We start from the raw sequence: 14,368 nt of genomic DNA on the forward strand, positions 1-14,368 counted from the left end.
TGAATATAGTAGTGAAAAAGTTTTTAGTCGCGCTGTTGAACGCGATATTGCCGCCAGATATCAAGGCCGCCGTGGTAGTGAGTAGCATGATATTGCTATATCATTAGCACCTTATTTTGATTGATAATGACTTATCAATTTCAACTATTTGATTTAATAAGACTCTTACAATGCGCCTATTTCTTGCAAAAGGACGTGAAAAATCCTTGCTTCGTCGCCATCCATGGATCTTCTCTGGGGCCGTGCTACGCCTTGAAGGCAATGCTGTTTCCGGTGAAACCATCGATATTCTTGATAGTCAGGGTAAATGGCTGGCCCGCGCCGCCTACTCTCCTGAATCACAAATTGTGGCGCGAGTTTGGACGTTCCAACAAGATGAAGTTATCGACAGTGAATTTTTTGTTCGCCGTCTACAACGGGCACAAACCTGGCGTGACTATCTGGCCCAGCGCGATGGCTTAAATGGCTACCGCCTGATTGCCGGTGAATCCGACGGCTTACCGGGTATCACCATTGACCGCTTCCAAAACTTCCTGGTCTTGCAATTGCTGTCGGCGGGGGCTGAATATCAACGCGCAGCACTGGTCAGCGCGTTACAGCAGTGCTACCCAGAATGCTCTATTTATGACCGCTCCGATGTTTCTGTGCGCAAAAAAGAAGGTTTACCACTGACTCAGGGCACAGTCTGTGGCGAAATGCCCCCGGCACTGTTACCTATCACTGAGCACGGTATGCAATTGCTGGTTGATATTCAGCAAGGCCATAAGACAGGCTTTTATTTAGATCAGCGTGATAGCCGCCTTGCAGCGCGTCATTATGCTGATGGTCGCCGCGTTCTAAACTGCTTCTCTTATACCGGGGCCTTTGCCGTCGCGGCACTGATGGGCAATTGCCAGCAAGTGATCAGTGTTGATACCTCACAATCAGTGTTGGATATTGCCAAACAAAACGTCGAACTAAACCAGTTAGACCTGAGCAAAGCCGAGTTTATCCGCGATGATGTCTTCCAATTGCTGCGTAATTATCGCGCACAAGGGGAAAAGTTTGACATGATCATCATGGACCCACCGAAATTTGTGGAAAATAAAAGTCAGCTGGCCAGCGCTTGTCGGGGTTATAAAGACATTAATATGTTAGCTATACAGCTATTACGCCCCGGCGGTATCTTATTAAGTTTCTCCTGCTCGGGCTTGATGCCAATAGATTTATTCCAGAAAATTTTAGCCGATGCTGCATTAGATGCTGGCCATGATATACAATTTATAGAGCAGTTCCGTCAGGCCGCGGACCATCCCGTTATCGCAACATATCCTGAGGGTTTGTACCTAAAAGGCTTTGCGTGTCGGATAATGTGACTTGAAATGCCCTGCACTGCCCTCATATAGATGGCAGCGTAATGTTTCTCCGGAGGTTATCATGATCGCCAGCAAATTCGGTATTGGGCAACAGGTTCGCCACAGCCTACACGGCTACTTGGGTGTAGTCATTGATATCGATCCTGAATATTCTCTTGAGCCACCAGCCCCTGATGAAGTTGCAAATAATGATAATTTGCGTTCATCACCTTGGTATCACGTGGTTATTGAGGATGATGAGGGGCAACCGGTACATACTTATCTGGCTGAAGCACAGCTCACTTATGAAGATATGGATGCTCACCCGGAGCAACCTTCATTAGATGAATTGGCCGCTTCTATCCGCCATCAATTACAGGCTCCGCGCCTGCGCAACTGAGTGTTGAGACTGATCAAACCCGGCACTGGTGGCCGGGTTTTTTATACCCAAAATTTAACTCATTCATGCAAAAATATTACTCTTTTGCTAATCCTAATCGCGGGATTTCAATTTTAGGGCAGCGATCCATAACAACTTTTAGCCCAGCATCTGCCGCCAATGTGGCTGCTAATTCATTAATGACACCAATTTGCAGCCACAGCACTTTGGCTCCGATAGCAATAGCTTCCTGCGCGACACAATATGCCGCTTCAGTGTTACGAAATACATCAACCATATCAATAGGATAAGGAATGTCAGCCAATTCAGCATAACCCTGCTGACCCAGTAATGTCTTCCCCGCCAGTTTTGGGCTGACAGGCGTCACCTGATACCCCTGCTGTAGCAAGTAAGCCATAACACCGTAACTGGGCCGCGCAGGGTTATCACTTGCCCCCACTAATGCAATTGTCTTTACCTGTTGGAGAATGTCAGCAATGTCTTTATCGTGCATTTTCAGTTCCTCTGATGCGCTAAAAGAATATTTCAATCCATATGTATCCAACTGGATGCACACATGTCAGGTGACACTAAGTGTATATCATGCAAAATAATGATGATAACCGCCGTCTAATTGATTTGGTTTAATGGGTATAGCAGGAATTACTGTTAGATTAGTTATCTAACCTTTAAAATTCATTGAGATAACATAAATATAGTTATACTGATTGTTTCAGGAAGTAAATAAATATGGGCAACCAGAAAGACTTTGACACATAATCTAGCGTGTCTGACAATATAAACGGATATCACCCTCAGGAGTAGCACATGAAAGTTGGTCTGGTGGTCGTAGGGATTTTGGCCGTTTGCTGTAATGCTTCCGCTATAGCCATGACCTTAAAACTCGCGCCGGAAATTGACCTGTTGGTGGTCGATGGTAAAAATATGTCAGGGTCCTTGCTCAAAGGGGCTGATAGCTTGGAATTAAATAGTGGTCAGCATCAAATCTTGTTCAAAGTTGCAAAACCTCTTCCAGCTGATCCAAAGATATTATATGCCTCCCCGCCGTTAGTGGTGGTATTTAACACCCGCAACACCAGCTCGGTAGCGATAAAATTACCCACTATTGAGACTGAACGCGATGCCAGTAAATTCTCTAAAAACCCGGCATATCAGCTGATAGGTGATAACGGGCGACCACTGTCAGTGCGCCACGATGTATTGCATCAAGATAATCTTAATACTGCTGCAACCCTTGAAACGGCAATGGCCACCTATAACGTCGGGCAATTCAGTGCTTCGGTTCCCTCATTTGCTAAGATCCCGCCCTCCCCGGTGAGTGCTGTGCCAGGAACAACAATCGCCGTTGCAGGCACGAATACCGTCCAGAAAAAAACCAATTTACAAGGTGAGAATGTGGCAGAACAAATGCTGCAATATTGGTTCCTACAAGCCGATGCCGAAACGCAACAGCGCTTTTTACTCTGGGCTAAAAAACAACCCACAAAGTAGTGTGGTAGATCCAAGGCCGTTCTTAAACATCAGGTTATGCTTGTTCCCTCGCATTTCTTGGCGTTACCGCTATGCACAAAATCGCCATTTCAGTAATCTGTCTACAAACCGCTGGCACTCATACCCAAAATAATTCGAGTTGCAGGAAGGCGGCAACTGAGTAAATCCCCAAGAGCTTACACCAGTAAGTGATTGGGGTGAGCGAAGACAGCCAACGCCCATGCAGCTTGAAGTATGACGGGTACATTGAAGGAAAACTTGATGGAACTCACCACCCGCACTATTGCGGCACGTAAACACATTGCCCTGGTTTCCCACGACCATTGCAAAAAATCTCTGCTCGAATGGGTCATGGAGAACAGAGATCTTTTAGCACAGCACGAACTTTATGCAACAGGTACCACCGGCAACTTGGTACAGAAAGCCACGGGGATTGATGTCCGCTGCTTGCTCAGTGGCCCAATGGGGGGGGATCAGGAAGTTGGAGCGCTGATATCTGAGAAGAAAATTGATATTTTGATTTTCTTCTGGGACCCACTCAATGCCGTACCACATGACCCGGATGTCAAAGCCCTGCTACGTTTGGCAACTGTGTGGAATATTCCGGTTGCGACCAACCGCTCTACTGCCGACTTCTTGATTGGCTCCGCCTTATTTAGTGGTGAAGTGACCATTGCAATCCCGGATTATGAACGCTACTTACAGCAACGCCTGAAATAATCATTAGGCCCGGGGCGATAACTGGACTGATTCCATTATCCCACGGGCTTTATTTTTAACAAAAAACTGCACATATTAACTAGGGTTTGCGCTGAGTTGATACCCCTAACTCACTAAGTTGATTAATAAAAATAGAGGGGTTAGTCGTATCTTGCAGTAGCCAAACCTGATGCTTTGCTCGCGTCATGGCGACATACAGTAAACGCCGTTCTTCTGCATCAGGAAAATCTTCAGGGGCTGGTAGCAACACATTTTCCAAAATTGACTCGCGCGCTGCGGCCGGGAAACCATCACTCCCATCATGTAAACCAACAATAATGACATAATCTGCCTGTTGACCTTTACTGGCATGAATCGTCATAAAATCAATAGTTAATTTCGGCCAGCGGGTGGCTACCTTTTGCAAAATTGCCGGGCGCAAATGGTGGTAGCGGGCCAAAATAAGAATGCGCTCATCATCCTTAACAAAACCACTTAACTTATCCAATAGCGATTCGAGCTGTTCATTCGGCAAAATAGTCACTGACTTTTTATTACCTTTACTCAAGCTATTCAGTGGCTTTTTCAATTGATAGGGATTTTGCTGAATAAACCGATTAGCAACCTCACCAATCCTGTCATTAAAACGATAGGTGGTATCCAATGCACACTCAGCGCCCGCACCAAAATTCTGGCTAAAGGCGGTTGTGAGAGAAAGTTCTGCCCCGCTGAACCGGTAAATAGCCTGCCAATCATCCCCAACCGCAAACAAACAAGTTTGCTTATTTTGTTTACGCAAAGCAGTCAGTAACATGGCGCGCTGTGGCGAAATATCCTGAAATTCATCGACTAATATGTGTTTCCACGGGCTGACAAAGCGCCCTTTTTCCAACAAGTTGACGGCTTGATGAATCAGCCCGGAGAAATCAACCGCCCCCTCTTCTTTCAGCGCCGTTTTCCATGCTTTCAGTAACGGCGCCATTAGCCGTATACGTTTTTGGAAGAGATCTCGCACTTCTTCATCAGCCTGCTCAATCATTTCGGCCTGACTGCCGCCGTGCATACGCATTAACCCTAACCAACGTTCAAGCCGCCCAGCAAGTCGGGCTGCAAGCCGCGAATCACGCCAAAACTCGCCATCATCGACGTCCCATTCCAACTCATCCGTTAGCCATTCTCGCCACCCTTTAGCTTGCGCCTTTTTTTCACTGCACTGCTGCTGCCAATGTTTGATCAACAGCGACCGCCTGGCTTGGCTGTCAGATTCAAGTTGACTTATCACCGGCATTTTACGGCTACCTTGCTGGATTATCTGCAACGCAAGTGCATGGAAAGTTTTGGCTTGAATATCATCCACACCGAGCCGTTGCTTGATGCGACTATTCATTTCATCCGCAGCCTGACGGCCAAAAGCGAGGAGTAAAATTTGCTCCGGCAGTGCTTCATTGCGGCGCAGTAACCAACCCGCTCGCGCAACCAGCACCGAGGTTTTGCCACTGCCAGCACCGGCCAGCACTAGTACCGAATCCTCTCCGTTGACGACCGCCCGGCTTTGCGACTCATTGAGGGGAGAAGTTTCTACGCTCTGGAAGAAATCTTGATGTTCTTCAAGCATGCGATGAGTCCATTGCTGATTGCGCCGATCAACACTGCGGTTACCCTGCTCCAGCCAGCGCAAACAAAGCTCATAATCAGCGCGGCAAGAGTCAAACTCGGTTAAACGCTGAACCGGTATCGGCAATGATGTGAAAGCCTCACGAATAGACGCCTGTACCTGACTTAACTCACTGCGTTTAAACCATTTATCCTGCTGCTCAATTCGCTTAATCAATTCAACTTGTTTATGCAAAACCTCAACACAAACCAGGCTCATCTCATCACTCCATTGCTGCCAGATGCCCAGTAAATGATGATAGAAACGTTGAGTTTCCTGCCATTCGGTGCCATGCAAACGCACAACTTGCTGATTAGGCAATTCAAACTCCATCTCGCCCCAGACAATACCGCGCTTACATTGAATGTTAACCAACTGGTTGAAAGGAATCAGGTATTGATGTTTATCACCGCATACTTCGATGCCCGCATTTAGCAAGCGAACCCGGTTATAGGGGTGCTGAGCCAGATGCTTGCCAAAAGATGTCGCTTTAAGTTCCATATCTGCGCGCCATTACTCGTATTAAGTGAATTGAAATAACATGATGGAGTGTAAATAAAATAATTGAGTTTAAACAACAGGTATCCGATAGTTAACAAAGGAAACTAACCGGCGCTATGCAGATATAATAGCTAACGCCGGTAAGTACTCGCCCGCATTGCGGTTTTTTATTCAGCTAGGCAGATTAATCACTATGCGTACTGTTTTGAATATTCTTAATTTTGTTTTAGGTGGTTTCTTCACCACATTGGGCTGGCTATTGGCCACCGTGGTCAGTGTCATGCTGATTTTCACCTTACCATTAACGCGTTCTTGCTGGGAGATTACTAAGTTATCATTTCTCCCTTATGGCAATGAGGCGATCCATGTCAATGAATTATACCCAGAAAAAAGTAATCCTTTGCTATCCGCTGGCGGTTCTTTACTGAATATCGTCTGGTTTATTTTATTTGGTTGGTGGCTCTGTTTATCACATATTGCAACCGGAATTGTACAATGTATCACCATAATTGGTATTCCCGTCGGGATTGCCAATTTTAAGATTGCCGCTATCGCGTTATGGCCAGTAGGCCGTCGTGTCGTTTCTGTCGAAATGGCGCAACAGGCCAGAATGGCTAATGCTCAACGCCAGTATCAGCAACGCTGAATTTTCTGTTTTTAGAGGTTTTTTGTGCTCACTTTCGTCACTGGTTTACGCCGTTATATCTACAATAGCAGCCTGCTTTATCATGTTCGTATCTTTATCGCGTTGGTAGGTGTAACGGCGGTTCCCTGGTGGATTGAGCAGCCCAAACTGACAATTCCACTAACTCTCGGTGTCGTAGCCGCAGCATTAACTGATCTTGATGACCGCCTGGCTGGGCGGTTGCGCAATCTATTCATCACACTGATTTGCTTTTTTATCGCCTCAGCCTCTATTGAACTGTTATTTCCTTATCCTTGGTTTTTTGCCCTTGGCCTGACCTTTTCAACCTGTGGCTTTATCCTGCTGGGCGCCTTAGGCCAACGTTATGCCACTATCGCCTTTGGTGCCTTGTTAATTGCTATCTACACCATGTTGGGCACTTCGATGTACCATATTTGGTATCAGCAACCTCTGTTACTGATACTCGGTGCCGTCTGGTATAACGTACTGACCTTATGTGGGCACCTTATCTTTCCTATCCGCCCGTTACAGGATAATTTGGCGCGCTGTTATCAACACCTGGCTCAATACCTGGAAGCGAAAGCTAATTTATTTGATCCAGACATTGAATCTGAGGTTAATCAGCCGCTTATTGATGTTGCAATGGCCAATAGCACATTAGTCTCGACGTTGAATCAAGCCAAAACCTCACTTGTTACGCGGCTGAAAGGTGATCGTGGCCAGCGCGAAACTCGACGAACCCTCCACTATTATTTTGTTGCTCAAGATATCCATGAACGTGCCAGTTCATCCCATGTGCAATATCAGGTGTTGCGAGAAAAATTCCGCTACAGCGATGTGTTATTCCGTTTTCAACGTCTGCTGAGTATGCAAGCCCAAGCTTGTGTGCAACTGTCGCAATCAATTCTAATGAGACAGAAATATCAGCATGACCCACGTTTCGAACGGGCGTTTACCTTCCTGGATGCCGCCCTCGCCAGAGAATTAGCCCAAAAAGAGAATGTGCCGCAAGTTAAAGCGCTTTCCCATTTGCTCAAAAACCTGCGGGCCATTGATGCCCAACTGGCAGGGATTGAATCAGAACAAGTGCTCGCTGAAGGGCCACAACCTGAAAGCCGCTTATCTGACGACCGCATCACCGGATGGAGCGATATCAAGTTGCGTATCAGCCGCCATCTAACCCCACAATCTGCGCTTTTCCGCCATGCTGTCCGCATGTCAGTGGTACTCTGCGTGGGTTATGCCTTTATTCAACTGACTGGCATGCGACACGGTTATTGGATTTTACTGACCAGCCTGTTTGTCTGCCAACCCAACTACAATGCCACCAGGCGCCGCCTGGCACTGCGTATCATTGGCACCTTGGCGGGTATCCTTATCGGGCTGCCAATCCTTTATTTTGTCCCCTCCATTGAGGGCCAGTTAATCCTGATTGTCATTACCGGCGTACTGTTTTTTGCTTTCCGCAATGTTCAGTATGCCCACGCGACGATGTTCATTACGTTGCTGGTTTTGTTGTGTTTTAACTTGCTCGGAGAAGGGTTTGAGGTTGCTGCGCCACGCGTGTTTGACACCTTGCTCGGTTGCGCCATTGCCTGGGTCGCGGTGAGTTTTATCTGGCCAGACTGGAAATTCCGCCAACTTCCCGCCGTGGTTCGTAGAACACTGAATGCGAACTGCCGTTATCTGGATGCTATCTTAGTGCAATATTATCAAGGTAAAGATAATAGCTTGCCTTATCGTATCGCCCGCCGTGATGCCCATAATTGCGATGCCGAATTGGCTTCTGTCATTTCAAATATGTCAGCAGAACCCAAGAACGACAAAGAAACTCAGGAAGCCGCATTTCGCTTACTGTGCCTCAACCACACTATGCTGAGTTATATATCGGCGCTGGGCGCTCATCGTGAAAAGCTGACTAATACCACCACACTGAGGTTGCTCAACGATGCTATTTGTTATGTTGAAGGTACACTTGAGCAAGAACAACCCGACAGTATAAAAATGGCGCAAGTGTTAGCTGGCTTATCAACCCGGCTACAGAGCTGTAATCCTGAGCCGGAGAGCAAAGATCAATTGGTATTACAACAGATTGGCTTATTACTTGAACTATTACCTGAACTCAGTGAGCTCAATAAACGTATCAGCCACACTGGCTAATTGAACCCCAGGCCAGTTTCTATCGATGGCCCTTCTTTATACTGTTTCATATTGTGCAACACCGACAGGGCGAATATGCATTTCAAACCATTCAATAAGTTCACTGCGCATTATGAGGGGGAGCACAGCATAGTGATGACCACTGATCGCCCCAGCAAGAGCCAATAAAACATTCACGCCAAGTGAACACCTTAACGTACGCAACTTCAAATAACAGCGCTTAGCACCCTCAAGCCTCAACTCCGCCACACTCTTGATACCGACTTTCCATAATAATCGTTCGAGGCTGGCACTGAGATTAGGTAAGTCTTTCAAACGAACTGGCGGGCATTTCTTACTTAAAACTTCAGACTTAGCCCCTTGATAGGCCTGTTTTACAAAATGACGTAGTGCGAGGTCATCATCCCACAAGAGAGAATCCACCCAATAATAACGCAGTAAAACAGGCAGCCCCCGTTTAGCATAAACAAGATTAGTCATTTCTCTGGCGCGGAATAAATTTTCAACCGCGTCATTCGCACGTAAATACAGTTCGCCCTCAGAAACGACTGAAAACATAATGCCATTGGCTAACAGCCCATAACCGCCAAATTGTGAGCGAGCTGTAATTTCCCCTAAAAAATCAAAGCGATCCTGTGCTTGTATTATCTTATTCTCTGATATGTTTTTCATCACTACTCCTTTAGTAAAAATCCGATCCAACGTCCCTATCCAGTTGTAATAAGTGTAAGAGGAACAACTAATTAGAAAATACGCAATATGGATAACAGAGCCAAACACAAAATCAGTTTTCATGTATTTACATCCCAATAATGCGAAGCGTCTTGTAAAAATTTAGACAACGCAATTTAAAAATTTAATTTATATATCAATACCATACAAATATTTTAGCACAAAAAATGAACTACCTTTTATGCTAAAATAAGGCATTTCAGGTCAATATAAATCAATGGGTTAGATATCCATTTTGACCTGTAATTAGATGGCTGCTAGCCCCTCAAATGTGGGGCTTTTAGGACACTTACCTCCCCCTACCACAAAATCCCGCACTTGTTTTAAGTCCGTTAGCCCTTCCACTTCATCTTTCATTTCCCTTTACCGCTGTTGACATCCTCCACACCCTGAAGGACATGGATTCCTGCTACATTCAGGCTGTCGCTTAAATCATTTCGGTGGGTTCCTGTTTCAACGGGCCGCCTACCTGCACCATCCCTACACAGGCAAGCACGTCATGTCCCGCCGCAAAAATATTACGAGCTCCGTTTACATCGGCGTTCGCTGTATATCCACACTGCCCCCCCAAGGACGGCTACGCCATCCTCACTATCTTTCCCCGCTCTGAAGGCGGGGGGTGTCGCGCACCGTGTCATCTGGCGCATATTCGCAATTGTTTTCATAGAAACCGACAGTGGATTCTGAATAAAGCATATTATTTTCCTATTGATAACCACAGTGCCTTAGCGCCACTAGCTGCACTATCACCATAGTGAGTAATTCTGATACTTGTCAGCACAGCAGAAGGTACATATACGTTGTCGGGGGAAGCCCCTTGGGCGGAATTAAATATCGCACCAGACCAGTAGTTTCCTTCTGAGTAAGCATGTGGCAGGGTAATGACTACACTTGCATTATTTGATGGGATCGTCCATGTTCCCCACTGAATAATATGTCCGGTTGGAAATTTTATGTGATTAGCATCACCTGAAAAACCAAGGTAGCTTATCAGTGCAGTGAGACTCTCTGATGAAAGTAAGTTCTTTCCGACTTGTGTTAAGTCAACTAATCCCGCCGCTTTATTACTTGTGAAATACGGCAATTTGTTCGCTGAAGCAACTAATGCCGACAGCGCTGTAAGATTTTGCGATAATTTTTGTTTATCGCTCAATAATACATCAATGCCAAGTTTTTTAATTGCCTCTTCTGCTGTTGTCGCTCCCGTTCCTCCAGCATCAATTGAGGCTGGAATTTTCCCTGTATTTTTGTTTGCAAAATACCATCCAGTGTTATCAATTCTCAGATAGGTATCATCATTAGGCGAAAAAATACGCGTAGCATCTGCTGCCTGCTGGAATTTTCCTAAACGAAGGTTTTTGACAAAGAGTGCTGGGTCGGGAATATCAGCACCATTCTGGTTTTTTTGTAATGCCCCCACTGCCAGATTGACGGTCTCCCGCAAATCAAGATTATCAACAAAGCGTGGTTTGTCAGGGATATCCGCACCATTTTGCTCTTTCTGTAAAAAAGTCTCGTTTACCTCTCCTCGACTGTATATATCAAGATTTCTTCGTGCTTCAGCTTTATTACTTAAATCGGAGAGATTTTTAATAATATTAAGATAACGCTCATCCAATTGTGCTTTCGCATTATTAAATAATGCTGTAACTAGAGATACTTTAAGTTTATCCAGATTACCATCATCTAATATATCATCACCTGAATTTTCAGCCATAAACTCAGCAACGACGTGAGAAATAACAGATGATTGTCGCCAAACTTTATTAAGTTGTTCACTTCTGGCAATACCGGATTGAAAACCATTTATAACTGCAATCAACTCATCGAATTCGGCTTGAGTAAGTACATTGGCATTTTTACCAATAGCAAATGCTTTAAATTCATTTTTAGGCATATTATCCCTCGATAATATCGTAATTCACTGTTATTCCTAAAGGCTTTATTGAAAGGTATCCTTGTTTGATAATTTCTTTCGTGATGTTGTCTACTTTTTTTCCCTTAACAGTCACGGTCATTGACATATCGCCATTATCAATAAAACTAATATTAAAGTCTCCATTTGGGTAAATACTATCTAAAATACCAGGTAAAGACTCACATGTTCCATCCCAATTATTTGCACCTATTTTTGCTCTCAATATCGTACGATAACTAACATCATCTAAATCTAAATAACCAAATTCAGAGTCATACCTATTTTTCCAATAACCATAATCAAACCCTAAAGCGGGGCTATCTAGCGTAAAAAAATAATCATCTATCGGGGCTTTAATTCTACGACTTCGCCCCACCCACTCACCAATAATATCTAATTGCTTACCTACTGCCTTGTCTAAATCAAAAATAGTTATCAGCGAGTTAGCCACATCCAAACCACGGCTAAAAGCGTCGGTTATAGTTTCAATGGTTAAGTGATATTTCGGTGCGCTACGCTGGTTGGATGGGATTAATTCAGAATACCGATTGGTCATGAAACCACCGTTACTACCTTCACATTCTCAGGCTTACACGTTGCCACTTGATTAAACGCAATATCAATATTAACTACTGATACTGATTGTGATGTTCCAATTTCAATAGATAAAACGTTGTACGTTTCACCACCAGATGAATTGCTTAAGTTGGCAGGAACAAATAAACGAGATAAATAAACATCATCCCCCATATAGAGTGAATTAATGTATTCACTCACGGATGAAGAAATAGAATTCCCTATATCAGTTGTGTACCCTGCCAGCGGTTTAATTTTAATCTCTACAAATATTGGTATCTGTTCTGGCCGAAAAAATTTAATAATCTTTTCATTACCATATGCATCTTTAATCGTTTCAATTGTGGTGCCATAAGTCGGGATGCCAGGTGTTTTCTTTAACGCGATTGTCTCTGCAATCGCTTTAGAATCGCCGCCCTCCACCACACAAGCAATACTGTATGCTGGTATACCTATATCACTTACAGTGTTCGTGTCATTATCGTAAACACATTGGCGCGTCACGCCGTTTAAATTAGCCAGTGCGCCCCGTAGCCCATCAATAACGGTTCGAGATGGCATAGCTACAGATTGTGCTTGCCGTATCCGCAGTTCTGTATCTTTTTCAACATTTCGCCCAACCACTGCTGCTTGCGGGTTAGTCACTGTTTGCCACCCAAGCGTTGGTGTGGCAATTTCGATAATATCTCCCGCCATAGCACTGATCGCCCCACTAGTCTGGCATACGGCAGTTGCTACAGCCTCACCATGTAAATCTAACGTCACCGACTCCGGTAGCTGCCAGACATTACCAACTTTATCTCTTACAGCTCCATTTTTAATGACTGTTCCAACCCGGCCTGATAGCAATAGATCTACCGTTGAATAACTACCAGGCTTGCGTGAGATACCGTTTATCTTAACGTTTCTGGATAGCCCCTCACCCACCGCAGTTGATGGGCTAAATGAGTTATAAGCGCCAATTACCGCGTTATTGCATCCATGCATCGCATAGGCAATCAGAGAAAGCAAAACACCATCTTTACTATCGGGTTCAATATAAATATCTTCGCCATAAATCCCGCGAAATATTGTCTTCCACTGTTCCAAAATAGTTTGAAAATCTGGCGCGGTTATTCCATTCCTATCAATCACTGGCAACATACCAGCGATGACTTCTTCATACATTGACAGTCACCTCTCCGTACACTGTATTCAACGTAACGTTAAACCTTACACGACGTGTATCCCCATCTTTATAGGCATCAAAGGCCGTTATTTCCTTTACGCCCAAAGTACCCTCTATTCGATCACGAATAGCTAATTCATAAGCACCGGAAGGCTGTTTACCTAAAACAGATTGAACGTAAGGTGTTCCCTCTGTTTTATCGAGAAACCATTCACCTCGCCACAACAAAAGCCGCGTTTTAACAGCCTGAGCTACACATTCAGGTGAATTTACAAGAAAACTGCTATCCCCCTGCCCAAATGTGTAGTCTCCGTCAGTATCTTCTCTGCGGTATCTCATCAGTTAGGCGCTCCTGTATTCCCTCCATGTGGATCAGGATGAGTGTGTGTCATCAGGCTCTTACCGCCTGCGGTTACATCATTTGATACTATGACAGGGCCAAGTAAGGTTGCAGAACCTCCAGCTGAACCTGTGCCCTGTGTTAGTGGGCCATTGATGGTAACAGCGCCATTGAACACGATTTGGGGTGATGTAATTTCGGTTCCCCCTTCCGCACTGGCGACCAGTTTGCCGGAGGTTTTTACGGCGATGTTATGGTCGGTCGCAACCTCAACAAATGCGCCCCCATCATCGGAGCGAAGCTGTGCTGCACTGGTGCTAATGTTGCTGATTTTTTTTGCCTGAGACTGTGGTCCAACGATGGCGAATGCGTCAGAGAGATCATGCTGGCGAAAGTCTACCGGCTCCTGAACACCGCCGTTCTGCCACCAGAAATCAATGCAGCGATCAGAAAAAATAACTAAGCACTCATCACCAGATTTAATAGGAAAGGTAAGAGTGCATCCCCCACCACGCGGAAATATAACAGGAACATCAACGAGCAAAGGGTAATAACGGGTACTTGTGTTCCCATCGTTATCAACCTGTACCGAACGAATAGCAGGCTGAGCAACACAAGTTACCGTATCAGGGTCAAATGATTGAATTATGGCTGGCATTGCGACGCGGAGCTGGTCTTTAGTTATATTCCTCTCTGTATCGAGAGTCTGAGGAAGATCTCCACTACGTGATTCACTTGATATGGACATT

General features: G+C 45.1%; 14 protein-coding genes and 1 pseudogene. 6 read left to right on the forward strand and 9 right to left on the reverse strand.

Annotation, left to right across the window (positions count from 1 at the left end):
- The first annotated feature begins 170 nt into the window (after nt 1-170).
- Both rlmI and hspQ read left to right on the forward strand, forming a co-directional pair.
- Entirely contained in the window at nt 171-1,355 is a 1,185-nt protein-coding gene (gene rlmI / locus DX162_RS18850; RefSeq protein WP_004389626.1) for a 23S rRNA (cytosine(1962)-C(5))-methyltransferase RlmI, read from the forward strand.
- A gap of 61 nt (nt 1,356-1,416) precedes the next feature.
- Nucleotides 1,417-1,734 carry a heat shock protein HspQ gene (gene hspQ, locus DX162_RS18855; protein WP_004389624.1) on the forward strand — a complete coding sequence of 106 codons (318 nt, stop codon included), beginning with the start codon at nt 1,417-1,419 and terminating at the stop codon, nt 1,732-1,734.
- Nucleotides 1,735-1,810: 76 nt separating this feature from the next.
- Here hspQ and DX162_RS18860 read toward each other — a convergent pair whose 3' ends face one another.
- Nucleotides 1,811-2,227 (reverse strand): CoA-binding protein, encoded by a 417-nt coding sequence (locus DX162_RS18860; RefSeq protein ID WP_032819482.1) that lies wholly within the window; start codon nt 2,225-2,227, stop codon nt 1,811-1,813.
- A gap of 314 nt (nt 2,228-2,541) precedes the next feature.
- Between DX162_RS18860 and DX162_RS18865 the strand changes: the two genes are divergently transcribed.
- A complete protein-coding gene (locus tag DX162_RS18865; RefSeq protein ID WP_004389621.1) occupies nt 2,542-3,225 on the forward strand; it encodes a DUF2057 family protein in 684 nt (227 codons plus the stop codon).
- 261 nt (nt 3,226-3,486) lie between these two features.
- Complete coding sequence (locus DX162_RS18870) at nt 3,487-3,945, forward strand: methylglyoxal synthase (protein WP_004389620.1); 459 nt, start codon at nt 3,487-3,489, stop codon at nt 3,943-3,945.
- Nucleotides 3,946-4,024: 79 nt separating this feature from the next.
- Here the strand turns inward: DX162_RS18870 and helD are convergent, their stop codons facing one another.
- The gene (helD, locus tag DX162_RS18875) at nt 4,025-6,079 is read right to left on the reverse strand and encodes a DNA helicase IV (RefSeq protein WP_004389619.1); all 2,055 of its coding nucleotides are present in this window, start codon (nt 6,077-6,079) and stop codon (nt 4,025-4,027) included.
- A 193-nt stretch (nt 6,080-6,272) separates the two neighbouring features.
- Between helD and DX162_RS18880 the strand changes: the two genes are divergently transcribed.
- On the forward strand, nt 6,273-6,725 hold the full coding sequence (locus DX162_RS18880; protein WP_004389618.1) for a YccF domain-containing protein: 453 nt from the start codon (nt 6,273-6,275) through the stop codon (nt 6,723-6,725).
- Between the two features lie 24 nt (nt 6,726-6,749).
- A complete protein-coding gene (gene yccS / locus DX162_RS18885; RefSeq protein ID WP_004389617.1) occupies nt 6,750-8,885 on the forward strand; it encodes a YccS family putative transporter in 2,136 nt (711 codons plus the stop codon).
- Between the two features lie 36 nt (nt 8,886-8,921).
- Here the strand turns inward: yccS and DX162_RS18890 are convergent, their stop codons facing one another.
- The 7 genes and pseudogenes from DX162_RS18890 to DX162_RS18920 all read right to left on the reverse strand — a co-directional run bounded on the left by DX162_RS18890 (nt 8,922) and on the right by DX162_RS18920 (nt 14,367).
- Nucleotides 8,922-9,557: a TfoX/Sxy family DNA transformation protein gene (locus DX162_RS18890; protein WP_032819480.1), complete on the reverse strand. Its 636-nt coding sequence runs from the start codon at nt 9,555-9,557 to the stop codon at nt 8,922-8,924.
- 487 nt (nt 9,558-10,044) lie between these two features.
- Nucleotides 10,045-10,176, reverse strand: a pseudogene (locus DX162_RS18895) (RNA-guided endonuclease InsQ/TnpB family protein); the annotation flags it as partial.
- Between the two features lie 138 nt (nt 10,177-10,314).
- Entirely contained in the window at nt 10,315-11,514 is a 1,200-nt protein-coding gene (locus DX162_RS22420) for a gp53-like domain-containing protein (RefSeq protein WP_004393465.1), read from the reverse strand.
- A gap of 1 nt (nt 11,515) precedes the next feature.
- A complete protein-coding gene (locus DX162_RS18905) occupies nt 11,516-12,091 on the reverse strand; it encodes a DUF2612 domain-containing protein (protein ID WP_032821220.1) in 576 nt (191 codons plus the stop codon).
- Nucleotides 12,088-13,278, reverse strand: a complete 1,191-nt coding sequence (locus DX162_RS18910) for a baseplate J/gp47 family protein (RefSeq protein ID WP_004393463.1) — start codon at nt 13,276-13,278, stop codon at nt 12,088-12,090. Before DX162_RS18910 ends, DX162_RS18905 begins: the two co-directional genes overlap by 4 nt.
- Nucleotides 13,271-13,618, reverse strand: a complete 348-nt coding sequence (locus DX162_RS18915; protein WP_032821218.1) for a contractile injection system sheath initiator — start codon at nt 13,616-13,618, stop codon at nt 13,271-13,273. The genes DX162_RS18910 and DX162_RS18915 overlap by 8 nt, the downstream gene beginning before the upstream one ends.
- On the reverse strand, nt 13,618-14,367 hold the full coding sequence (locus DX162_RS18920) for a Gp138 family membrane-puncturing spike protein (RefSeq protein ID WP_004393462.1): 750 nt from the start codon (nt 14,365-14,367) through the stop codon (nt 13,618-13,620). Before DX162_RS18920 ends, DX162_RS18915 begins: the two co-directional genes overlap by 1 nt.
- Nucleotide 14,368: the final 1 nt, after the last annotated feature.

It is taken from the genome of Yersinia kristensenii (assembly GCF_900460525.1).
Taxonomy (GTDB): Bacteria; Pseudomonadota; Gammaproteobacteria; order Enterobacterales; family Enterobacteriaceae; genus Yersinia; species Yersinia kristensenii.

What these genes read in the sequence shown, in the direction of transcription:
- rlmI (WP_004389626.1), top strand. Translation starts at nt 171, where the DNA reads ATGCGCCTATTTCTTGCAAAAGGACGTGAAAAATCCTTGCTTCGTCGC.
- hspQ (WP_004389624.1), top strand. Translation starts at nt 1,417, where the DNA reads ATGATCGCCAGCAAATTCGGTATTGGGCAACAGGTTCGCCACAGCCTA.
- DX162_RS18860 (WP_032819482.1), bottom strand. Translation starts at nt 2,227, where the DNA reads ATGCACGATAAAGACATTGCTGACATTCTCCAACAGGTAAAGACAATT.
- DX162_RS18865 (WP_004389621.1), top strand. Translation starts at nt 2,542, where the DNA reads ATGAAAGTTGGTCTGGTGGTCGTAGGGATTTTGGCCGTTTGCTGTAAT.
- DX162_RS18870 (WP_004389620.1), top strand. Translation starts at nt 3,487, where the DNA reads ATGGAACTCACCACCCGCACTATTGCGGCACGTAAACACATTGCCCTG.
- helD (WP_004389619.1), bottom strand. Translation starts at nt 6,079, where the DNA reads ATGGAACTTAAAGCGACATCTTTTGGCAAGCATCTGGCTCAGCACCCC.
- DX162_RS18880 (WP_004389618.1), top strand. Translation starts at nt 6,273, where the DNA reads ATGCGTACTGTTTTGAATATTCTTAATTTTGTTTTAGGTGGTTTCTTC.
- DX162_RS18890 (WP_032819480.1), bottom strand. Translation starts at nt 9,557, where the DNA reads ATGAAAAACATATCAGAGAATAAGATAATACAAGCACAGGATCGCTTT.
- DX162_RS22420 (WP_004393465.1), bottom strand. Translation starts at nt 11,514, where the DNA reads ATGCCTAAAAATGAATTTAAAGCATTTGCTATTGGTAAAAATGCCAAT.
- DX162_RS18905 (WP_032821220.1), bottom strand. Translation starts at nt 12,091, where the DNA reads ATGACCAATCGGTATTCTGAATTAATCCCATCCAACCAGCGTAGCGCA.
- DX162_RS18910 (WP_004393463.1), bottom strand. Translation starts at nt 13,278, where the DNA reads ATGTATGAAGAAGTCATCGCTGGTATGTTGCCAGTGATTGATAGGAAT.
- DX162_RS18915 (WP_032821218.1), bottom strand. Translation starts at nt 13,618, where the DNA reads ATGAGATACCGCAGAGAAGATACTGACGGAGACTACACATTTGGGCAG.
- DX162_RS18920 (WP_004393462.1), bottom strand. Translation starts at nt 14,367, where the DNA reads ATGTCCATATCAAGTGAATCACGTAGTGGAGATCTTCCTCAGACTCTC.